This window comes from Paenarthrobacter sp. NPDC092416 (assembly GCF_044755025.1).
GTDB lineage: Bacteria > Actinomycetota > Actinomycetes > Actinomycetales > Micrococcaceae > Arthrobacter.
The window spans coordinates 860,159-880,622 of record NZ_JBIVQG010000001.1 but is presented as its reverse complement, the minus strand read 5'-3'; the positions used below and the strand labels follow the sequence as shown (position 1 = coordinate 880,622).

21 protein-coding genes are annotated in these 20,464 nt (G+C 62.9%); 4 read left to right on the top strand and 17 right to left on the bottom strand.

Going from position 1 to position 20,464, the window contains the following annotated elements; all coding sequences use genetic code 11:
• Positions 1-41: 41 nt before the first annotated feature.
• The 3 genes from ACIQC5_RS03950 to ACIQC5_RS03940 are packed head-to-tail and all read right to left on the bottom strand — an operon-like array spanning position 42 to position 2,061.
• Positions 42-728, bottom strand: a complete 687-nt coding sequence (locus ACIQC5_RS03950; RefSeq protein WP_400278551.1) for a hypothetical protein — start codon at positions 726-728, stop codon at positions 42-44.
• Positions 725-1,663, bottom strand: coding sequence for an ABC transporter ATP-binding protein (locus tag ACIQC5_RS03945; protein WP_400278549.1), 939 nt, complete (start codon positions 1,661-1,663; stop codon positions 725-727). The genes ACIQC5_RS03950 and ACIQC5_RS03945 overlap by 4 nt, the downstream gene beginning before the upstream one ends.
• Entirely contained in the window at positions 1,660-2,061 is a 402-nt protein-coding gene (locus tag ACIQC5_RS03940; RefSeq protein WP_400278547.1) for a GntR family transcriptional regulator, read from the bottom strand. Before ACIQC5_RS03940 ends, ACIQC5_RS03945 begins: the two co-directional genes overlap by 4 nt.
• 129 nt (positions 2,062-2,190) lie before the next feature.
• Here ACIQC5_RS03940 and ACIQC5_RS03935 point away from each other — a divergent pair, with 129 nt between their 5' ends.
• A complete protein-coding gene (locus ACIQC5_RS03935) occupies positions 2,191-2,955 on the top strand; it encodes a DedA family protein (protein WP_400278703.1) in 765 nt (254 codons plus the stop codon).
• 88 nt (positions 2,956-3,043) lie between these two features.
• Here ACIQC5_RS03935 and rdgB read toward each other — a convergent pair whose 3' ends face one another.
• The 6 genes from rdgB to clpS form a co-directional block, all read right to left on the bottom strand.
• Entirely contained in the window at positions 3,044-3,691 is a 648-nt protein-coding gene (gene rdgB / locus ACIQC5_RS03930; protein WP_400278545.1) for an RdgB/HAM1 family non-canonical purine NTP pyrophosphatase, read from the bottom strand.
• Entirely contained in the window at positions 3,688-4,446 is a 759-nt protein-coding gene (gene rph / locus ACIQC5_RS03925) for a ribonuclease PH (protein WP_315973348.1), read from the bottom strand. The genes rdgB and rph overlap by 4 nt, the downstream gene beginning before the upstream one ends.
• A gap of 136 nt (positions 4,447-4,582) precedes the next feature.
• Positions 4,583-5,380 carry an MBL fold metallo-hydrolase gene (locus tag ACIQC5_RS03920; RefSeq protein ID WP_400278543.1) on the bottom strand — a complete coding sequence of 266 codons (798 nt, stop codon included), beginning with the start codon at positions 5,378-5,380 and terminating at the stop codon, positions 4,583-4,585.
• A complete protein-coding gene (murI, locus tag ACIQC5_RS03915; protein ID WP_400278542.1) occupies positions 5,377-6,369 on the bottom strand; it encodes a glutamate racemase in 993 nt (330 codons plus the stop codon). Before murI ends, ACIQC5_RS03920 begins: the two co-directional genes overlap by 4 nt.
• A gap of 103 nt (positions 6,370-6,472) precedes the next feature.
• Positions 6,473-7,039, bottom strand: coding sequence for a DUF2017 domain-containing protein (locus tag ACIQC5_RS03910; protein ID WP_400278540.1), 567 nt, complete (start codon positions 7,037-7,039; stop codon positions 6,473-6,475).
• Positions 7,032-7,394, bottom strand: coding sequence for an ATP-dependent Clp protease adapter ClpS (gene clpS / locus ACIQC5_RS03905; protein ID WP_400278539.1), 363 nt, complete (start codon positions 7,392-7,394; stop codon positions 7,032-7,034). The genes ACIQC5_RS03910 and clpS overlap by 8 nt, the downstream gene beginning before the upstream one ends.
• A gap of 37 nt (positions 7,395-7,431) precedes the next feature.
• Between clpS and ACIQC5_RS03900 the strand changes: the two genes are divergently transcribed.
• Positions 7,432-8,760 carry a nicotinate phosphoribosyltransferase gene (locus ACIQC5_RS03900; RefSeq protein WP_400278537.1) on the top strand — a complete coding sequence of 443 codons (1,329 nt, stop codon included), beginning with the start codon at positions 7,432-7,434 and terminating at the stop codon, positions 8,758-8,760.
• The gene (locus tag ACIQC5_RS03895; RefSeq protein WP_400278535.1) at positions 8,760-9,386 is read left to right on the top strand and encodes an isochorismatase family protein; all 627 of its coding nucleotides are present in this window, start codon (positions 8,760-8,762) and stop codon (positions 9,384-9,386) included. The genes ACIQC5_RS03900 and ACIQC5_RS03895 overlap by 1 nt, the downstream gene beginning before the upstream one ends.
• Positions 9,387-9,488: 102 nt before the next feature.
• On the opposite strand, the gene ACIQC5_RS03890 is transcribed toward ACIQC5_RS03895, so the two are convergent.
• From ACIQC5_RS03890 to ACIQC5_RS03855, 8 genes are all read right to left on the bottom strand, one after another.
• Entirely contained in the window at positions 9,489-11,264 is a 1,776-nt protein-coding gene (locus ACIQC5_RS03890) for a DEAD/DEAH box helicase (RefSeq protein WP_400278534.1), read from the bottom strand.
• A gap of 112 nt (positions 11,265-11,376) precedes the next feature.
• The gene (locus tag ACIQC5_RS03885; protein ID WP_400278533.1) at positions 11,377-11,712 is read right to left on the bottom strand and encodes a DUF3039 domain-containing protein; all 336 of its coding nucleotides are present in this window, start codon (positions 11,710-11,712) and stop codon (positions 11,377-11,379) included.
• Between the two features lie 8 nt (positions 11,713-11,720).
• Positions 11,721-12,503 (bottom strand): glucosamine-6-phosphate deaminase, encoded by a 783-nt coding sequence (nagB, locus tag ACIQC5_RS03880; RefSeq protein WP_400278532.1) that lies wholly within the window; start codon positions 12,501-12,503, stop codon positions 11,721-11,723.
• A gap of 145 nt (positions 12,504-12,648) precedes the next feature.
• Positions 12,649-14,220, bottom strand: a complete 1,572-nt coding sequence (locus ACIQC5_RS03875) for a transporter (RefSeq protein ID WP_400278530.1) — start codon at positions 14,218-14,220, stop codon at positions 12,649-12,651.
• Complete coding sequence (locus ACIQC5_RS03870) at positions 14,202-14,999, bottom strand: ABC transporter ATP-binding protein (protein ID WP_400278700.1); 798 nt, start codon at positions 14,997-14,999, stop codon at positions 14,202-14,204. The genes ACIQC5_RS03875 and ACIQC5_RS03870 overlap by 19 nt, the downstream gene beginning before the upstream one ends.
• Positions 15,000-15,069: 70 nt before the next feature.
• The gene (locus tag ACIQC5_RS03865; RefSeq protein WP_400278529.1) at positions 15,070-16,170 is read right to left on the bottom strand and encodes an NADH:flavin oxidoreductase/NADH oxidase; all 1,101 of its coding nucleotides are present in this window, start codon (positions 16,168-16,170) and stop codon (positions 15,070-15,072) included.
• Entirely contained in the window at positions 16,170-17,153 is a 984-nt protein-coding gene (locus ACIQC5_RS03860; RefSeq protein WP_400278527.1) for a co-chaperone YbbN, read from the bottom strand. Before ACIQC5_RS03860 ends, ACIQC5_RS03865 begins: the two co-directional genes overlap by 1 nt.
• Positions 17,154-17,190: 37 nt before the next feature.
• Positions 17,191-18,942: a hypothetical protein gene (locus ACIQC5_RS03855; RefSeq protein ID WP_400278525.1), complete on the bottom strand. Its 1,752-nt coding sequence runs from the start codon at positions 18,940-18,942 to the stop codon at positions 17,191-17,193.
• Between the two features lie 203 nt (positions 18,943-19,145).
• Between ACIQC5_RS03855 and ACIQC5_RS03850 the strand changes: the two genes are divergently transcribed.
• Positions 19,146-20,441, top strand: a complete 1,296-nt coding sequence (locus ACIQC5_RS03850; RefSeq protein WP_400278524.1) for an AI-2E family transporter — start codon at positions 19,146-19,148, stop codon at positions 20,439-20,441.
• Positions 20,442-20,464 lie beyond the last annotated feature (23 nt).

The window sequence follows — 20,464 nt, the reverse complement described above, 5'->3', positions numbered from 1 at the left end:
GCGGGGCGGCCCCTTGTGACGTGTTTGTGGCGAACGCTACATCACGGTGTTGCGCGCCGCAGGGTGAGGTAGGAGCCTGCCGCCAACGCCACGCACAGCAGCGCTGCCCATCCGCTGATGCTCATCGGCGTCTGAAGGGTGAACCAGTTGCCGATGGAGCCCCACCACTCGAACATGGTGGACAAAGCGCCGACTCCGATCAGGACGACGCCCGTTCCCACTGTCGAGATGAGGACTCCGGTTGTTCCCCAGCGTTTGAAGATGGTGGCGAACCAGAATCCGATGATGAACATGAACATCATCACCACGAAGAAGAACGCCGCCGTGGCGTACCAAGGCCCGCCTGTAACCCAGGGAATCTGGAAGAAGTACCCTTGGACGCCCCAGCCGTTGGTGGCCCCCTCGATGGTTCCGCCCAGCAAGTAGAGTCCCGTCATTCCGAGGGCGATCAGGGAGAAGAGTCCCAAGGTGCCGAGGTAGAACGCCTTACGGCTGATACTCAGGCCTTGGGAGAACGGGAACACCAGGGTCATGCTTTGGATCCCGAGAACCATGAAGTACCACAGGGGCGCTTGGCTGCCTCCGCCGTATTTGGCGTCCTGGACGGGGATCAGGGCGAAGATGGCGAGTGACATCAGGAACGAAGCCGCCAGGATGGTCAACGGCCATCCGATGTACGTCCATTTGTTGATCAGTTGCATTCGTGCGACAGCCAGCGTCCTGCTCATCGCTTTGCCTCCATCGTGTCATCGGCGAAATCGGTGGAAGCTGAACGTTGTGCGTCCGTTCCCGCTCCGGCCATGGTCTTGCGGACCACCAATTGCTGCAGTGAGACCGGCGACAGTTCCAGGCCAAGTTCGTTTGCTTCAGCCCGTTCGCGGCCATCGAGAGCTTCATCGACAGTGACCGACGCCAACGAACCCAAGGTCTCCCGGTGCAGGATCTTCCGACCAGCCAGGAACGCGTCAACTTTCTCCGCGGAGCCGGATACCGTGACGGCAGAACCGCGGATGGCCTCTGCTTCCGCATCCATGATGATCCGGCCGCGGTCGATGACCACCACGTGCTCAAGAAGGTTGGCAACCTCATCGATCAGGTGCGAGGACAGAATGATCGTCCGCGGGTGTTCTGCATAGTCCTCCACAAGGCGGTCGTAGAACAATTGCCGGGCTACGGCGTCGAGCCCCAAATACGGCTCGTCGAAGAACGTCAGTTCTGCACGCGACGCGAGGCCAATGATGACGCCAACGGCGGACAGCTGTCCTCGGGAAAGTTTCTTGATCCGCCGCTTGACGGGGAGTTGGAAGTCTTTGGCCAGGCGGTCGGCGAAGTTCTGGTCCCAGTTCTTGTAGAACAGCGCCGCAGAACGGAAGGCGTGCTGTGGCTGGAAGTCATCCGGGTACTTCTGGGATTCACGGATGAAGCAGATCCGGGAAAGCATCGCCTCGTTCTCGTAGGCACTGGCTCCGAAGACGAGCGCGTCGCCGGAGGACGCGAAGGCCTGGGCCGTCAGGACCGACATCAGCGTAGTCTTGCCGGCGCCATTGCGTCCCAGCAGACCGTAGATACGGTTTGCTGTGAGGCTCAGATTGACGTTATCCAGTGCGTTGACCTCTTTGTAGCGTTTGCTCAGGTTACGGGCCTCGACGATGGTCTCGTTCACAGGGCCGCGCTCCTTTCTTTGTCTGTCCCGGGTTCCGGGACCAGCCCGGAGCCGCGTTCAATCATGCTGTTCAGCTGCTGCGCCGAGATTCCCAGTTTGCGGGCCTCGACAGTCAGCGGCCTGACGTACTGTTCGAAAAACTCCTCGGTGCGACGCGCCACCAGTTGGGCGCGGGCCCCTGTAGCAACGAACATCCCTATCCCCCTGCGTTTGTAGAGAATTCCTGAATCCACCAGCACATTGACGCCCTTGGCAGCAGTTGCCGGGTTGATGCGATGGAAAGCTGCGAACTCATTGGTGGAGGGTACCTGTGACTCTTCGGCCATGGTGCCGTCCACAATCCCGTTCTCGATGAGTTCGGCGATCTGCATGAAGATCGGCTTGCTGTCATCGATCATGAGCACCACCGCCTCACTGGTTCATTACTCATGTAACTAACCATACAACCAGTGAAGCTCGAGTCAAGAGATTTGCAAGAAATCCCGACGGCGGCAGTCAAGTAGGCTTGATGGGTGATCTTTTCTGCGATGAGCGACCTTGCCGTATCCACTTTCGGGGGCGCGGGACCGGTGCGGCCGCCCATGGCCTCGTTCCTGCCTGACTGGCTCAACCCCCAGATCTTCCTGGCCGATCCCGCCTTGGCTCCCTGGGTTGTCCTGCTGGTCTGTGGCATCGTCTTTGCCGAAACGGGCCTGCTGGTGGGTTTCTTCCTGCCGGGCGATTCCATGCTGTTTACCGCTGGACTCCTGGTAGCCACTGACACCATCAAGTTCAACATTTGGGCCCTTGCCGGCCTCATCATCGTTTCTGCCATCATTGGCAACCAGACCGGCTACCTCATTGGGTCAAAGGCCGGCCCCGCCATCTTCAACCGGCCCGATTCAAGACTCTTCAAAAAAGAGAACGTTGAAAGCGCCCATGCCTTCTTCGAAAAGCACGGCGGCAAGGCCTTGATCCTCGCCAGGTTCGTCCCCATCATCCGCACCTTCGTTCCCGTGATCGTCGGCGTGGCCCAGATGGACAAGCGGAAGTTCTTCCTCTTCAACGTCATCGGCGCTGTCCTTTGGGGCGGGGGCGTCACGCTCCTGGGCTACGTCCTGGGTGACCGCGTGCCGTGGGTGAGCAACAACCTGGACATCATCTTCATCGTCATCGTGCTGATCTCGGTCATCCCCGTCATCATCGAGGTAGCCCGCGGCATCATCGCCAAGCGCAAGGCTGCTGCCCAGGGCACGGACCCCGTGGAGGAATTCATCGAGGAACACGAGGGCGGCAAGCACGGCGAGCGCTGAACATGCAGCTTCGTATTAAAAGCGAATGGCACCCCGCAGCGCGGGGTGCCATTTCTTTGTGGCCACACATGGAGTTTAGAGGCGAACCTTAGTTGGACGCCGCACCGGAGAGCGCAGCCACAATCGCCGGGAGCAAAGCCCGGAAGGCCTGGCCACGATGGCTGATGGCATTCTTTTCCTCGGACGTCAGCTCGGCACAGCTGCGGTCCATGCCGGCCGGCTGCAGCACGGGGTCGTAGCCGAAGCCACCTTCACCGCGGGGTTCGCGGAGCAAAGTTCCTTCGAGCTGACCGTATTCAACGGTTTCGTGCGCGATTCCATCTGCTCCGGGCACGGCAAGCGCGGCGGCGCATACGAACGCTGCGCCGCGGAAGGAATCCGGAACGTCGGAGAGTTGCGCAAGCAGCAATTGCAGGTTTGCGGCGTCGTCCCCGTGCTTGCCGGACCAGCGTGCCGAGAAAATGCCCGGAGCTCCGCCCAGGACGTCCACGGCGAGTCCCGAGTCATCAGCGATCGCCACCAGGCCAGTGGCCTCAGCAACGGCGCGCGCCTTCAATAGCGAGTTCTCAGCAAAGGTGACTCCGGTTTCAGCAACGTCCGGAGCGCCAACCGCAGCTGCGTCCACCACCTGGGTATCGACGTCGAGCCCTGAAACCTGACCGCGCAACAGTTCGCGCAGCTCCTTCAGCTTGCCTTGGTTGTGCGTGGCGAGGACCAGGCGCGGTGCGGGGCTCACGGGGCTTCCGCCAGCGTCTCGCGCTGGATGGCAGCGAGCTGCGTGGTGCCGAGCAGGGCCAGATCCAGCAGGGCGTTGAGCTCGTCGCGGTCGAACGGCGCACCCTCGGCGGTTCCCTGGACCTCGACGAACTTGCCCGAGCCCGTGACAACGACGTTCATGTCCGTCTCGGCGCGGACGTCCTCCACGTACGGCAGGTCCAGCATCGGCACGCCGTCGATGATGCCCACCGAGACGGCGGCAATGGTGTCCACCAGGGGTTCGGCGTTTCGGGCGATCAGCTTGTTCTCTCGCGCGAAACGGATCGCCTCGGCGAGCGCCACGTAGGCGCCGGTGATGGCTGCGGTGCGCGTACCGCCGTCGGCTTGCAGAACGTCGCAGTCCAGGACGATCGTGTTCTCACCGAGTGCTTTGGTATCGATGATGGAGCGCAGCGAACGGCCGATCAGCCGGGAGATCTCATGCGTGCGGCCGCCGATCTTGCCCTTCACGGACTCGCGGTCCGAGCGGGTGTTCGTGGCGCGCGGCAGCATGGCGTATTCGGCCGTGACCCAACCGCGGCCTTCGCCCTTCAGCCAGCGCGGAACGCCCTCGGTCAATGAAGCCGTGCACAGTACCCTGGTGTTGCCGAACTCGATGAGCGCCGAACCTTCGGCCTGCTTTGACCAGCCTCGGGTGATGCTGATGGGTCGCAGTTGGTCAGGAGTCCGGCCATCGGCGCGGATGACGGGGGTGGCAGTAGCTTCAGAAGTCATGGTTCAAGCTTAGCCAAGCTGACGGGACCGCCCGACGCCGGTACCCGCCTTAAGCGGTCGCGGCACGCCGACCCACCCAAGTAAGTCGCAGCACCGCCCGTTGTGAGCCCGCAAAACGGTCCTCAACGGCTCAGGCCTAGACCGTGTAGTGAACGCCCGCTACGGCTACGGCGACGTCTCCGCCAAACACGGGCTTGGCCTCGGACATAACCTTGGTCTGCGATGTCCATACCGGGATGTGGGTCAAAAGCAATCGTTTGGCGCCGGAGTTGCTTGCTGCTTCGCCGGCACGTTTGCCGGTGAGGTGCACGTCCTTGATGGCGTCGTCACGCCCCTCTTCGAAGGCAGCCTCGCACAAGAACAGGTCCGCGTCCTTGGCAGCGTCCTCCAGGCCCTGGCACGAATCGGTGTCGCCCGAGTACGTCAGGACGCGGGTGGACACAACGCCGTCCTTGCCCGTTTCGGTTGCTTCGACGCGGAGCGCGTAGGCCTCTTCGACGGGGTGGTTAACGGCGTAGGGTGTCACCCTGAACGGACCAACCGTGACGGGCTTGAGCTCTGTCCAATTGGTGAAGTCGAATTCCTCATGCATGCCCGGGTCAAGGTCCAGGCCGTACGCAGTGGCCATCCTGTCTGCCGTGGCGGCGGGCCCCCATACGGGAATCCGGTCCCGTCCCCAGCCACCCGGCTTCCAGCGCACGGCGACGTGCAGGCCGCACAGATCCATGCAGTGGTCCGGGTGCAGATGCGTGAGGAAGATCGCATCGATATCTTCGAGATCGGTGTAGCGCTGGATGGCGCCCAGGGCTCCACTGCCCAGGTCCATCACGATCTTCCATTCCCGCTCGCCATCGTGTGCGGTGACCAAGTAGCACGACGCCGGGGAGCCGGGACCGGGGAACGAACCCGTGCAGCCAACAATGGTGAGTTTCACTGGCCACGTCCCGTGGCGTCGCCGATCCCGCCGTCGGGTTGCACAAAATACGAGCGGCGGGAGATGCCGCCGCCCGAACGCGCCGCCGCCAGCATCTCGGGGGTGATGCGGGCCAGGCTGCCTGTGGGGTACTGCGCAGCTACGTGGTCCACGTGTTTCACGGACAGAACTTCGGGGCCCAGGAAACGCCGCGCGAGTGTCTCGAATTGACCGGCGTCGCCGGTCGCGATGAACTCATGGCTGGGGGTACTGGCCGCTGTCCGCTGGATCCCGTGGGTAGCCAGCGCGCGATACACGTCTTTGGCTGTTTCCTCGGCACTGGACACGAGCGTGACGTCCTCCCCCATGACAAAGGAAATAACGCCGGTCAACAAGGGATAGTGCGTGCATCCCAGCACCACGGTGTCCACGCCCGCGGCTTTGAGGGGCTCCAGGTATTCGTTGGCCGCCGCAAGCAGCTCGGGACCAGTGGTCACCCCGGCCTCCACAAAATTGACGAACGCCGGGCAGGCCACGGACGTGATGGTCAGGTCCGGAGCAGCGGCGAACGTGTCTTCATAGGCGCGGGAGCCGACGGTCGCCGACGTCCCGATCACGCCAATCCTGCCCGTACGCGTAGCTGAGACGGCACGGCGGACGGCTGGTTGAATGACTTCGATGACGGGAATGCCATACCGGGCTGTGTAGCGTTCGCGGGCATCCCGAAGTACGGCAGCCGAGGCCGAGTTGCAGGCGATGGTCAGCAGCTTGACGCCCGAGTCCACCAGTTCATCCATGACGCCCAAGGCGTTGGCGCGGACCTCGGCGATGGGCAAGGGCCCGTAGGGTCCATTCGCGGTATCGCCCACGTACAGGATGGATTCGTTGGGCAGTTGGTCGATGATGGACCGTGCCACGGTGAGTCCACCTACGCCCGAGTCAAAAATTCCGATGGGGCGGGTGCCCTGTTGGTCGATGACCACGTTTTCCTGGGATTCTGCTGAACTCATGATTATTCGAGAATAAGGCTTCCCCTGTGTTGCGGCCATCACTTGTGGTCCCTGCCTCGTGTCTGATTTATCACACGCCAGGGGCCACATTCATCCGACCGGATCAGGATTTTGCCTGCCTGGCCGCCATCATGGACTGCACCAGGGACTCCTGGAGCCAGGTGGTGAAGTTGTAGACAAGGGCCAAGTAGCTCTCTACATCCTCGGCTTGGGACCAGTCCTGCATGCTGTGAATGTGCTCGGCGTCGGCTTCGTCGCGGATGTCCAAGCGCTCCGCGAGCACCAGCCGGACGTCGTTGAGCGCCGTGGACCACCTGGTGGCGTCCTCGAGGCTGAGTGAAAGGTCGTCCTTGTCCAACGCCATGACGGTTGCCTTCAAGGCGCCGATTTTGCCTTCCCGGACGGAGCGCTCGGTGAGTTGGCGGAATTCCAAGGACCCGGCGTCGTCGTCTTTCATGACGTTCGGCAACAACCGCAGGAGGGCGCGGTCGCTTGGTTGCTTCACGTCCAGGTCCAGGCCGATCAGCGCTGCCAGCGGATCCTCGTTCTCCTTGGATTCCGAGTCGAGCATGGAGATGACGTCTTCAAGCAGTCCACGCAGGAGGTCCCGCTCGGCGGGTTCAAGAAAACCGGTAATGCCCTTAAGGCCGTATTTGAATGCCTTAGCCACGCTCGCGGCCACCCTTCCCGGGAGTCTCGTTGCCGCTTGCTGCCTTCTCCACAGTGGCCCACAGCCCAAAGCCGTGCATGGCTACGGCGTGCCGTTCCACTTGCTCCTTGCTGCCATAGGCAACAATCGAACGTCCCTTGCGGTGGACCTCGAGCATCAGCTTGTTGGCCTTTGACTCGGAGTAGCCGAAGTAACTCTGGAACACATAGCTCACATAGCTCATCAGGTTGACGGGATCGTTCCAGATCACCAGGTTCCAGGGGATGTCCGGTGCTGTCAGGACATCGGTGGACGACTGCTCCGCAGCTTCTGTCCGCTCATCGATGTCCGTGCCGAACGCAACGCTTGGGGTCATCTGTCCATTCTATGGCCGCTCGCACTAGAGTGAATTCGTGAGTAGAGCCACCTCTTGGGATCACCCCGCAACTTCCTTGTACACCGACCACTACGAGCTGACGATGCTTCAGGCCGCCCTGCATTCGGGGGCAGCACACCGCCGTTCGGTGTTTGAAGCCTTCGCCCGCAGGCTCCCCGACGGTCGCCGCTACGGCGTGGTGGGAGGAACGGGACGCCTGCTCGAAGGCATTGCGGACTTCCGGTTCGGCGACGCCGAACTTGAGTTCCTGGAGCACAAGCAGGTAGTCAACCAGGAGACCCTGGACTACCTCGCCAACTACAAATTCAGCGGCGACATCTGGGGCTACGCCGAAGGCGACGCCTACTTCCCCAACTCCCCCATCCTCATTGTCGAATCGACGTTCGCCGAGGCCTGCATCCTCGAGACATACATCCTGTCCGTGCTAAATCACGACAGCGCCATCGCGTCCGCGGCGTCAAGGATGACGACGGCGGCCGGGAACCGGCCGTGCATCGAGATGGGTTCGCGCCGCACTCAGGAAGAATCGGCGACGGCGGCAGCCCGCGCCGCTGTGATCGCCGGCTTTGCCAGCACGTCCAACCTTGAGGCCGGCCGCCGGTACGGCATCAAAACCGTCGGCACTGCTGCCCACTCCTTCACGCTGCTGCACGACACGGAACGCGAAGCCTTCGAGGCACAAATCGCCGCCTTCGGCCCTGGCACATCGTTGCTGGTTGACACCTACGACGTCGAGACCGCGGTGCGTACCGCCGTCGAACTCGCCGGTGACAAGTTGGGCGCAGTCCGGCTGGATTCCGGCGACCTGATCGCCCAAGCCCAGTGGGTCAGGCAACTCCTGGACGACCTCGGAAACGTCAACACCCGGATCGTGGTGACGTCGGATTTGGACGAATTCGCCATCGCTGCCCTGCAAGCCGCTCCGGTGGACTCGTATGGGGTAGGGACCTCGCTCGTCACGGGATCCGGTGCTCCCACGGCCAGCATGGTCTACAAATTGGTCAGCCGCACCAACGACGCCGGTGAATTCGTCTCCGTTGCCAAGGCTGCCAAAAACAAGGCCAGCGTGGGAGGGCGCAAGTACGCCCTCCGCAGGCTCAACGACCACGGAATCGCCACACAGGAAATCGTCGGAATCGGCCACCGGCCCGAGGACGACGGAAACGATCGCTCCCTGCTGCAGCAATTCATCAAGAACGGTGAATTGCTCCCGGGTTGGACCGGCCCCGAAGGGGTTGTCCGAGCCCAGGAGCGACACGCAGCAACCATGGCCGAAATGCCCGCAGTGGTCAATCGCCTGCAGCGCGGCGAGGCCGCCATCCCCACCGTCTACGAGGAGAACTGATGTCCCGCGCCCTGATCATCGTCGACGTCCAAAACGATTTCTGTGAAGGCGGCGCACTGGCCGTGGAGGGCGGAGCCGCTGTAGCCGGCGCCATCACGGAGTATGTCGATGCCAACCAGCAGCACTTCGACCACATCGTGGCCACCCAGGACTGGCACATCGAACCGGGAAGCCATTTTTCGGAGACTCCTGACATGGTGGACTCCTGGCCACCGCATTGCCGCGCCCGGACAAAAGGTGCGGAGCTCCATCCCGATCTGGACCCCGAATACATCCAGGCGTACTTCCGCAAAGGCCAATACACGGCGGCATACTCCGGATTTGAAGGCGTCCTGGCCCCCGAGGACGACGTTCCCTCCGGTGACCTCAAGGCCGGCGCAGCAGTGGCAGAAGTCCTCGACGACGACGCGATCGGCCTCGATGACTGGCTTCAAAGCCACGACGTTGAGGATGTCGTCGTCGTAGGCATCGCCACGGACTACTGCGTCAAGGCAACCGCCCTGGATGCTGTCCAGGCGGGCTACAACACTACAGTCATCGCGAATCTCACCGCTGGTATTGCGGAGGACCTCAGCGACACGCTGGACGAATTGGAAGAAGCCGGAGTCGACGTCGAAAGCGACTGACGCGGACGCAGGCTCAGATAACAGGCACAAATAAAGGGGCGGCGCGAATGTGCCGCCCCTTTATTTGTGCCCGCGAATATTGATGGGCTGCGAAGCGTGAGCCTATTTACGCCCGATGAACCAGTCCTGAAGTTTCCGGAGCCGGGCCTGCAGCTGCTCCTCATTGGCCTGGGCAACGGCTGGGCCGCCGCAGACCTCGCGCAGCTTCGTGTGCACCACTCCGTGCGGAATGCCTGTCCGGGCTGACCAGGCGGCCACATTCTTGGCCAGTTCGTTGCGCAGGTCCATGAGCATCCGGTGGTCCGGAATGGCTGGAGACGCAGCAGCAGCCAGAGGCGACTGGCGCTTCTTGCGGGACTGTTGCTCGTGCTGGCGCTGGCGTAGGAGCGTGCCTACTTGCTCGGCGTCGAGCAGTCCGGGAATGCCGAGGAAGTCCAGTTCCTCGTCCGAGCCGATGTCCGCTCCGGTGCCGAACTCGCCGCCGTCGAACAGGACACGGTCGAAGGAAGCCTGTGAGTCCAAGGCTTCGAACTTGCCCTTGGTGAGCTCATCGGAGGCCTTGTCCTCACGGTTGGCCTCCGCCATGAGGTTCTCTTCCGGGCTGAACAGGCCGTCCTCGTCTTTTTCCGGACGGTCCAGCGCGTGGTCGCGTTCGGCTTCCATCGTGTTCGCCAGGATCATGAGCGGAGGTACGGACGGCAGGAACACTGAGGCAGTCTCGCCCCGCTTGCGGGCACGCACAAAACGGCCCACAGCCTGGGCAAAGAACAAGGGCGTGGAGGTGGACGTCGCATAGACACCAACCGAAAGTCGCGGAACGTCCACGCCTTCGGACACCATGCGGACGGCGACCATCCACCGCTTGTCCCCAGCGGAGAATTCCTCGATCTTGTTGGAGGCCTTGGAGTCATCGGAGAGGATCACCGTGGGTGATTGCCCCGTGATCTTCTTCAACTGCCCGGCATAGGCACGAGCGTCGTCGTGATCGGTCGCGATCACCAGTCCACCGGCGTCGGGAACCGTGCGTCGAACTTCACTGAGGCGCTTGTCCGCGGCGGCCAGAACGGCAGGGATCCATTCACCCGTTGGGTTCAGTGCCGTACGCCATGCCTGCGATGTGATGTCCTTGGTCACCGCGGCCTCGCCCAGCGAAGCCGCCATCTCATCACCGGCGCTGGTGCGCCAGCGCATCTGCCCCGAGTAGGCCATGAAGAGTACCGGGCGCACCACGTGGTCACGCAAGGCATTGCCGTAGCCGTAGGTGTAGTCGGCCTTCGAACGGCGGATGCCGTCGCGGTCCTCGGCGTATTCGACGAACGGGATCGGCGAAGTGTCCGAGCGGAACGGGGTACCCGTCAGGGACAAACGACGCGCCGCGGGATCGAAGGCCTCGCGAAGCCCGTCGCCCCAGGACAAAGCCTCGCCGCCGTGGTGGATCTCGTCCAGGATCACCAGCGTGCGCGCAGCTTCGGTCTTGGCCCTGTGCAGCATGGGCTTGCTCGCCACCTGGGCGTAGGTCACCGCAACACCCACGAAGCCACGGCCATGCTGGCCGTCCGAATTCTTGAAGTTGGGGTCGATCGCAATGCCCACACGGGCCGCGGCATCGGCCCACTGGCGTTTCAAGTGATCGGTGGGGGCCACGATCGTGATGCGGTTGACCACTCCGTTGTCCAGCAAGGTGGTGGCAATACGCAGCGCGAAAGTGGTCTTACCGGCGCCCGGGGTAGCCACGGCCAGGAAGTCTTTGGGATTGCGCGTGAGGTAGAGGTCCAACGCCTCCTGCTGCCATGCACGCAGCTTGGGCGCAGTACCCCACGCAGCCCGTTCGGGATACGCAGGAGGCAGGGATGGCCCACCAAAAAGTGTCTCGGTCATGCGGACTCCCCCAGTCTGATGGCAGGCAAAGCTATCCCGGTTCCACCGGGTGTGTGGCAAGGGACCGCGTTGCGGTCAAGATGGGCAGGGACCTGTGTGTATTCCCCACCCACTACTTGGAGTTGCCCGAGCCGCTGTCTCCACCGTCTTTGCCAGGACGGAGGCCTTCATAGATTTCCTTGCACTCCGGGCAGACCGGAAACTTCTGGGGGTCACGCCCCGGCGTCCACACTTTGCCGCACAGGGCAATCACGGGCTCGCCGGTCATGGCCGACTCCATGATCTTTTCCTTGCGGACGTAGTGGGCGAACCGCTCGCGGTCGCCGGGCTCCACTTCCTGGCGCGTTTCCTCGCGCTCAATGGTGGCAGTGGACGTTCCGGCTCCGGAAAGCTCGCGCATGGGGTCGTTTTCGAATGGATCCGGAGGAAGCGTAGTCATGCCATCCATCTTAGCGTCTACAGACCCTGCCACTCCGGCTTGTTGTCGTACGTGTGCCGGTAGTAATCGGCCAGTTTCAGGGACGATGCGGCGGCTTCGTCAATCAGGATGGTCGCGTGGGGGTGCATTTGGAGGATGGATGCGGCGCAGATTGCGGCAACCGGACCTTCAACAAAGTCGCGGACCGCTTGCGCCTTTTGCGCACCGGTTGCGACCAACACCACATGACGGGCATCCATGATGGTTCCCAGTCCCTGCGTGACCACATGGTGCGGGACGTCGTCGATGCTGTCGAAGAAGCGGGCGTTGTCCTTGCGCGTCTGCTCGATCAGCGTCTTGATCCGTGTACGCGAGGCCAACGACGAACCTGGCTCGTTGAAGCCGATGTGACCGTCGGTGCCAACGCCCAGGATTTGCAGGTCCACGCCGCCCACTGCCTTGATGGCGTCTTCATAGGCTTGGCAGGCTGCTTCGAGGTCCTTCGCAGCGCCATCCGGGCCGTGGACGTTCTCGGGCTGGATGTTGACCCGGTTGGTAAATTCGCGCCGGATGACTTCGCGGTAGGACTCGGGGTGCCCGGGTTCCAGCCCGACGTACTCGTCCAGGGCGAAGCCGTGCGCCTGGCTGAAGTCCAGCCCGCCCGACTCGTAGCGGCGTGCCAACTCGTCGTAGATCGGCAGAGGCGATGAGCCCGTTGCCAGTCCCAGGACCGCGTTCGGCTTGCGGCGCACCAGGGCTTCGATGGCGTCGGCAGCGAGAGCGCCGATCTGCTTGGTGCCGGGGAGAATGACAACTTCCATCGTCACGGCCTTTCTCGGTAAGGAATCAACGGACGTTTCTGAGATGAGGTTATCCCATGTCCCATAACTTCACCATCGTTCGATGACGGGGACAGGACATACAGCGCCCGACGGCGGTACGGGACTACCGCCGTCGTCGTCGCTTCTACTTGTTGACGGTGAGCTGGGCGAACATCTCGGGCCCCCTTGCATCCAGCCACTTTCCCCCCAAACGCACTCCGATCACAAGAAGGATTACGCCAAGTACGGGGCCAACCACAAGATTGATCCAGCCCGCCTCCGGCCCACCCCCGAATGCCTGGACTGCAACGAACGCCAACTCCGGGACGAGCAGGAGCGCCAAAACGCCCATTCCCACCATCTGCACGGCAAGTGTCTGGGCCACATTTCCCGGCGGTTTCTTGAACGGACTGTCACCTGGCAACGGAACGGCAATGTTGTAGCGGGCCGAAATCACGGACGAAAGACCCAAGCCTGTGAACAGGGTTCCGAGGGACAGCCCCAGGATGTTCGGGAGCCAGAGCCAGTCGCCCGTAAAGAAGAACGGGCCGATGGCGAAAAGGAGCACCACGGGAAGCGATATGGCCAAACACGCCAACGCCCTCCCGAGCCGGTCATCGACGCCACGGACGCCTGCCGCTAAATGCAGGGCAAAAGCCGTGTTGTCATAGGAAATGTCTGCCGAGATCGACCACGCCAGGACGAACGCCGTCAAGGGTCCCAGGATTGTGAGCAGTCCGAGGCTGCCACTCTGCGCACCGCCGAAGAAGAAAATAACAGGCAGCAAGGGAACCACCACCAATGACGCGGAATAGCGCGGATCCTTCAGCCAATAGATCAGCGCCCGAGCGGTGACAGCGCCGGCAGGTGTCCCGGGAAGGACCCCCAGGAGCCCGAGCTTGCCGCCCTTCTTGGCTGCCCCGCCCGCGTAGGGAGGGGTGATCAAAGCGCGCTGCAACAGCACATGCCAGCAAAGGAGCAAAGCCACCACAGTTGCCGCTGCAATCAGGAACTTCAGGGCAGCGGCACCAACATTGCCGGCTTCGAGGTCACCACCCAAGGACCAGGCCGCCCCAAGCGGCGTCCATGACACGGTGCGGGCAAGCTGGGGAAGATAGTCAGCGGTTCCCCGCAAACCCTCGGTCACGCCCACGACGATCGGACCGATCAGCATGAGCGGAATGAAGAAGATGATGCTGCTGACGTCCTTGAATCGGCGCGACGCGGCCAGACCGGCTGTGGCGGTAGTCACAACCTTGGACAACACCACACACGTGAGAGACCCAAGAACGGCCCCCACAAGGGCCCCCGCTACGGCTGGAATACTGCGCCACCAGGTTCCCACGGTGGCCAGTGCAGCCAACGCCGTGGCCAGGCCCGGAATTCCGATGAAACCCGCCAGGGCCAATCCGGTCAACAACTGCTTGGCTGGAATGGCCGAGGTGGTAAAGCGCGCGGGGTCCAGGGTCATGTCAGCAGCGGAAGCCAACAGCGGCACCACCGCCCACCCGAGTACCGTTGCAGCGCCGCCCAACACTACAACCGTGTGGGCGATCCCGGCATCTGCCCATCGCAGTGCAACCAAGGAGCCAGCGAACAAGACCACGATGCCCAACGCGTACAGGATGCCGATTGCCATGCCGATGAGCTGCGCCGGACTGCGCTTGAAGCCGTTGAGGAGCAGCCGCCATTTCAGGCTTAGAAGGTGCGCAACCATTCCAGCCCTTCCGTTCGGTGCCCGCCGCCCACAAGCTGGACGAAGCGTTCTTCAAGGGTGGACCCGTTACGTACTTCGTCCACGGACCCTGCCGCCAGAAGGCGACCCGCGGCCACGACTGCCACATGGCTGCACATGCGTTGCACCAGATCCATAACGTGGCTGGAAACGATCACCGTGCCGCCGGAGGAAACATAGCTTTCCAGAATGCCGCGGATGTTCGCGGCCGAAACCGGGTCCACTGATTCAAACGGCTCATCCAGGACAAGGAGCCTGGGGGCATGGATCAGTGCGGAGGCCAAAGCGATCTTCTTGGTCATACCGGCCGAGTAGTCCACAACCAGCGAGCCCGCGTCGGCATCAAGGTCAAGGGCGGACAACAGCTCCCCGACGCGCGAACGTACAACATCGCGATCCATGCCGCGCAGCAATCCGGCGTACGTGACAAGTTGCTCGCCGGTCAGCCTGTCGAACAGGCGCACGCCGTCCGGCAGCACTCCCATGAGTTTCTTGGCTTCCAAAGGGCGGGCCCACACATCGACGCCATGAACCAACGCCGTGCCAAAGTCCGGGCGCAGGAGTCCCGTCGCCATGGACAGTGTGGTGGTTTTACCGGCGCCGTTGGGGCCCACCATGCCGTAAAAGGAACCGGCCGGCACGTCAAGGCTAATGCCGTCGACGGCGATCTTCCCGCCGAAGCGTTTGGCCAGGCCACGAATCGAGAGCGCTGCCGGCCGCTGCTGTCCGAGCTGAGCCGGCTCCGGATCTGTGGATGGCATGGACATGGGCTCATGGCGTGGTTCCGTCATGAGCCCAGCCTAACCGCGCTGCCGGGGCAGGCGTGAGGTCCTAGAACCCGTGGCGGGGAATTGCCCGTTCGTACTGTGGAACCCAGGCAAGATCGTGCCCTAACTCGTAAGCTGCCCGGAGCCACCAATGTGGATCCCGCAGGGCGGCCCGCGCCATGAATACGGCATCCGCCCGCCCGTTGGCGACGATGTCCTCGGCTTGCGTTGGGCTGGTCAGAAGCCCTACGGCGCCTGTGGGAACACCGGCGTCACGCTTCACCCGTTCCGCGAAACCCGCCTGGTAGCCAGGTTTTGGCTGGATCTGCTGATGCGCTACCGCCCCGCCGCTGGAAACATCCACCAAGTCGACGCCGCGGTCGGCAGCAGTCCGGGCCAGCCGAACGGAGGCTTCCACCTCAACGCCGCCCTCAGCCCAATCCGATGCGGAGATCCGCAGCAGAAGTGGCATCGAATCGGGGATAACGTTGCGGACGGCGTCCACCACAGTCAGCATGAGCCGGTTCCGCCCGTCCTCGCTGCCACCCCACGCATCGGTCCGGGTATTGATGAGGGGGCTCTGGAACTGGTGGAGCAAGTAGCCGTGGGCGCCATGGATCTCAACGGTATCGAAGCCTGCGTCCACTGCCCGTTGTGCGGCAGCTGCGAAGTCGGCCACCACGCTGTGGATGTCGTCTTCAGTCATGGCTTCCGGTGCGGCGTAGCCATCAAACGCGTCGGTGGTAGGGGCCGTGGTAACCCAGCCGCCGTCGGACGCTGGAACTGAACCGGACCGGCCCGAAAAGGGCCAATACGTTGAAGCTTTCCGCCCCGCGTGGGCAAGCTGCGCGCCGATCTTTCCACCCACCGCGCTGTGGCGGTGAACGAAATCCACCATCCGCTCCCAGGCTGCAGCCTGTTCGTCGGAATACATTCCCGCGTCCAAAGGACTGATCCTGCCGGCAGGGTTAACCGCGGCCGCCTCGCTCATGATCAGCGCAGCACCGCCGGTCGCGAACGACCCCAGGTGCATGAGGTGCCAATCGTTGGGAACCCCTTCGCCAGTCTCCGGAAGGCAGCTGTACTGGCACATGGGTGAAACCCAGCCGCGATGCGGGATGGTGAGAGAGCGGAGCCTAAGGGGAGAGAAAAGCGCCGACGTCACTAGAACAGGACCCTCGCGAGCCCCTGACGCGCCTTGGCAACCCTCTCGTCCGACGTCCCGACGACGTCGAAGAGTTCCAGCAACCGGACGCGTGCCGTTTCACGCTCGGGACCGAAGTTCCGGCCGATGAAAGTAATGATGCGGTTGAACGCGTCCTCAATGTGGCCGCCTGAGAGATCAAGGTCGGCGACATCCAGCTGGGCTTGAACGTTGTCCAATTCCTGGGCGGCCAAGTGGCGGAGGTTCTCCGCCTCGGGCGCCGTCACCTTCTCCACGCGGGCCATCAGTTCAACCTGGGCCAGGCCTGCCTTCGCCTCAGCGTCGGCCGGCATTTCGAGGAGGGCTTGTTTGTAGGCTGCCGCTGCTCCGGCATAGTCTCCGGCTTCGATGGCGTCGAATGCCGCTTGGTGGAGCGGTGGCAGCGGAGGTGCTTCAGTTTCCGTCTCCTGGCCGTTTTCGCCACCGATGCTGCCGGTGACGCCGTTGGCCGCAGCCACTTTGAGAAGCTCATCCACCAGGGCACGGATCTGGTCGTCATCTGCAGGACCCTGGAAGAGCGGAACCGGCTGGCCCTTGATCACGGCGATCGCCGTGGGAACGGCCTGCACTTGGAACGCTTGTGCAAGTTGCGGGAAAGCGTCGATATCGGCGGCGGCAAGTACCAACCGGCCGTCATAGCTTTCGACGACGCGCTGCACCCCGTCAAGAACTCCTGGGGACTCGGCGGCGTAGCGTGACCACAGGAGGAACAGGACCGGAATCTGCGATGAGAGTTGAACCAGGTCCTGGAAGTTGGCTTCCGTCGCATCGACGCGAAGGTGTGCGCGCCCTGCTTCGCCTTCTGCGGCCGGGTCGCTGGCAGCGGTCCCCGGCGGCGGCGCTTGGGGTGGTGCGGGGCGGCGCAGCGACGAGAGGTCGACGGCGCCGCGGAGGTTGAGCTGGTTGGCAGCGGCTGGAGTGGGTCGGTGTCCGGGCGAACTCATACCGTCCACTCTAGCCGCTGCCTTGCGGGCGAAACGCCTACTTGAAGCTGGCACCAACCAGTCCACGCGTTGCAGCTACGAGCTTCATCGGGTCCGACGATCCTGCTGGCGGAATGTAGATCGCCACGGATTCCGCGAAGTTCAACACCATTCCCGTTGTGGTCTCCTTGCCACCGGCAAAGACTGCGGAATCGTCTTCGAGGATGAGCTTGTCGCCTGCGGCCTTGGGGGTTCCTTCGAAAGCGAAGTCCAGGCGTCCGACCACCAACGCACCGCCGTCAGCGGTGCGAAGCACCACAGTCTGGGTCGGCACGGGAGTGTGGGTGAACTTGAAGTTGGCACTGGTGCCGTTCTTTACCGTGTCCGCCTGGTACGACAATGCTCCGGCGATGTAGGGCGAGGATTGGCCGTCCGCCAGTTTGCTGCGCTCGGGCGAGTCGGCGCTGGTCAGCAGGCTGCCCAAAACGTCCAAAGCTTCGTTGCCACTGAATGCCAGCCCGGTCTTATCACCGGCCGCTTGGGCACCGGTTCCGTCACGCGGAACAGGGAACGACGGGAAGTTCGTGCCCGGCTGGAGCGGCGCACTGCCCCAGAGCTTGTAGTTCTCGCGGGGTGAGAGCTGCACCAGCGTCAGAATCTGGGGCACCACGTTTCCATCGCCCTGCGTCAAGGCCATGACCGTGCGGGGCCATTCACGCTTGGTGCTGATGACACTGCTCTGAAGCTTGGTGGCGCGGACCGGCATACGGGCCTCGTAGGCCGAGACCGTAGAGCGGATCTTGTAGTTCTGGGTCCGAACCTGGAGTTCCATCTTGTCCACACGCGGTTCCAGCTTCGCAGCGTCCTTGGCGGCATCGGCCGCATCTACGGTGCTTGCAGTCTGCTCAAGGATCCGCTGAAGCTGGGATTCAAGCAACACCGGAACGCCGGCATCGGCTTCAGCAGCAGCTGAGCCTGCAGGGTTCGACGTCGGTTCCGGCGTCGAGGCGTTGGCAGCAATTGCAGTTCCACCCACCAGGACGGCAGCAAGCGTCGCAGCTACTGCCGAGACGCGGAGGGCCGGGCCTTCCGTGCCGGCACGTCGGCGAGCGGCGTCGCTGTCCGTCGGCTGCACAGGGAGCGTGGTGGTTTCCTGACCGCCAAGTGGTCCGTTACCCGAGCCGTCCTTGCCGCGGTTGCTGAGCGCCTTCGCAACGAAAGGAAGGGCTGCGCCAGCGAGGATGATGATGATGCCCAGGACGATCAGCGGGACAGCCCAGGGAGTGGTGGCGTTGTTGGGGAACGTCATGGAAATCGACGACGGCGCCGGCTGGGTGCCGTCGCTGGCCACCAGCAGTGACCACTCGCCGCCAGCGGGCGGGTTCCAGGTGTAGTCCAGTTCGCCGCTGGCATTCTCGGTGTTAACCCAGAGATCCGAGCCGGCGGGCGACGGTGCTGTGGCTTCGCCGTCGGCCGAGGTGACTTCCAAGGACTTCTGGTCCGCGGAAACGCCGGTGAGCGTATTGTGGGCCGTCTTGCCTACCCAGGCCTCGACGTCGTCCGGGCGGCCGGTGGCAACCATGAAGTTGCCTTCGCCCTGGATCTTGATCTTTACGGGCCCGTCATGGAGGGCAATCAACTTCTGGTCGATCACCGTCAGCGGGGCAGCTTTTGTGTCGCCGGGAGCCGAGGCTGTCACAGTCTCGGCGGGAGCCCAGAAAGTCAGCTGGCCAATACCGGCCAGCATCGTCAGCAGGCCCAGCAGCACCAGCAAGGCTGCAGTCTTCAAACGCACAGGAACACCTATCATCAGCGGTCGTTGAACTTCAAGGGTAACCGTTTTGTTACCAAAGAGTCAGATCGGGGGGCCTCAGCGAGGCCGTAATGAGGCCCGCCGAAGCAGTGCTGCGGCGCCATTCCGGGCTCCTGATAGTGTGGCGATGATCATGATATCCGGGCCTGCAGCCGCCTGAATACAGCGTGCACCACCAATGAAAAGGCAGTAGAAACCGCGTGAAAGACCACTTGGAGCCCCGTCCCGACCATGAGTCCGTGCCGACTCAGGTGGACGCCCCCGCCGACGGGACGTCCGCAACGGTTCCGGTCCGGACCGGACGCCTGGCCTCCATGGCGCGAAAGCTTCGGCAGCCGATACCCGGGGCACGGACCCGCGTCCGTTTCGAAATGCCTCCCGAAGAAGAGGAGACCGACAACTCCGTTGACGCCATCAAGGCCGAGGACGACAAGGGCTTTGGCTCTCCGGGTCCGAGGATGTCCTCGCAGCACCCCCTGTATGTAGGTTTCATGGGGACGGCCGGTGTTGGTGTGGCATTGCTGGTCTTCTACATCGCGAGCAACACCACACAGCTCCTCTTGTGGATCGTGGCCGCCCTGTTCATTGCCCTCGGCTTGGATCCTGTTGTCCGCTGGCTTGAGTCGCGCAAAGTCCCGCGGCCCGCAGGCATCCTTCTGTCGCTCTCCGTACTGGTGCTCGCCGTTGCAGGATTCTTCGCAACGCTGATCCCGACGATCGTCGAGCAAGTATCGGAGATCGTACGCCAAGCCCCGGAGTGGATCCGAGGGTTCCTGGATTCAGAATTCTTCCGCAACGTCGATACCCAGTTTGGAATCCGCGACCGCATCACCACGGAACTGGACAAGTTTGTCAAAGATCCGGAAGCGATGGGCGGCATCTTCGGTGGTGTTGTTGGTTTCGGTTCCACCGTGGCCAACGGACTGTTCGGCACGCTGATCGTCCTGGTCCTCAGCCTCTACTTCCTGGCCGCGCTTCCCTCCATGAAGAAGTGGGCCTATCGGCTGGCGCCCAGGTCCCGGCGTCCCCGGGTGGAAGCCCTCTCCGAAGCCATCACCGATTCCGTAGGCAACTACGTGATCGGCCAGGCCTGCGTGGCCCTGCTGAATGCGCTCTTTGCGTTCATCGTCATGAACATCCTGGGCGTGCCCTTCAGCGTCCTGCTGTCGTTTGTGGTTGCGTTGCTGGCCTTCATTCCGCTGGTGGGCGGCATGATTGCAGCTGTCGTCGTCATCCTCGTGGCACTCACGGCAGGCTGGCAAACGGCAGTGGTCTACGCGATCTGCTACTTCGCCTACCTGCAGTTCGAGGCGTACTTCATCTCCCCACGCATCATGCAGCGAGCCGTAGCTGTTCCCGGCGCCGTGGCCGTCATCTCAGTGATCGCAGGCGGCAGCCTCCTGGGCGTGCTTGGGGCATTGATCGCCATCCCCACGGCGGCCGCCATCATGCTGCTGATCAAGGAAGTCTTCATCATCCGCCAGGACAGGCACTGACCCTCTGAGGCCGTAGCTACCGG

Coding starts and splice junctions, on each gene's coding strand:
- ACIQC5_RS03950 (WP_400278551.1), bottom strand. CDS start 728: ATGAGCAGGACGCTGGCTGTCGCACGAATGCAACTGATCAACAAATGG.
- ACIQC5_RS03940 (WP_400278547.1), bottom strand. CDS start 2,061: ATGATCGATGACAGCAAGCCGATCTTCATGCAGATCGCCGAACTCATC.
- ACIQC5_RS03935 (WP_400278703.1), top strand. CDS start 2,191: ATGAGCGACCTTGCCGTATCCACTTTCGGGGGCGCGGGACCGGTGCGG.
- rph (WP_315973348.1), bottom strand. CDS start 4,446: ATGACTTCTGAAGCTACTGCCACCCCCGTCATCCGCGCCGATGGCCGG.
- murI (WP_400278542.1), bottom strand. CDS start 6,369: ATGAGTTCAGCAGAATCCCAGGAAAACGTGGTCATCGACCAACAGGGC.
- clpS (WP_400278539.1), bottom strand. CDS start 7,394: ATGACCCCAAGCGTTGCGTTCGGCACGGACATCGATGAGCGGACAGAA.
- ACIQC5_RS03895 (WP_400278535.1), top strand. CDS start 8,760: ATGTCCCGCGCCCTGATCATCGTCGACGTCCAAAACGATTTCTGTGAA.
- ACIQC5_RS03890 (WP_400278534.1), bottom strand. CDS start 11,264: ATGACCGAGACACTTTTTGGTGGGCCATCCCTGCCTCCTGCGTATCCC.
- ACIQC5_RS03885 (WP_400278533.1), bottom strand. CDS start 11,712: ATGGATGGCATGACTACGCTTCCTCCGGATCCATTCGAAAACGACCCC.
- nagB (WP_400278532.1), bottom strand. CDS start 12,503: ATGGAAGTTGTCATTCTCCCCGGCACCAAGCAGATCGGCGCTCTCGCT.
- ACIQC5_RS03875 (WP_400278530.1), bottom strand. CDS start 14,220: ATGGTTGCGCACCTTCTAAGCCTGAAATGGCGGCTGCTCCTCAACGGC.
- ACIQC5_RS03870 (WP_400278700.1), bottom strand. CDS start 14,999: ATGCCATCCACAGATCCGGAGCCGGCTCAGCTCGGACAGCAGCGGCCG.
- ACIQC5_RS03860 (WP_400278527.1), bottom strand. CDS start 17,153: ATGAGTTCGCCCGGACACCGACCCACTCCAGCCGCTGCCAACCAGCTC.
- ACIQC5_RS03855 (WP_400278525.1), bottom strand. CDS start 18,942: ATGATAGGTGTTCCTGTGCGTTTGAAGACTGCAGCCTTGCTGGTGCTG.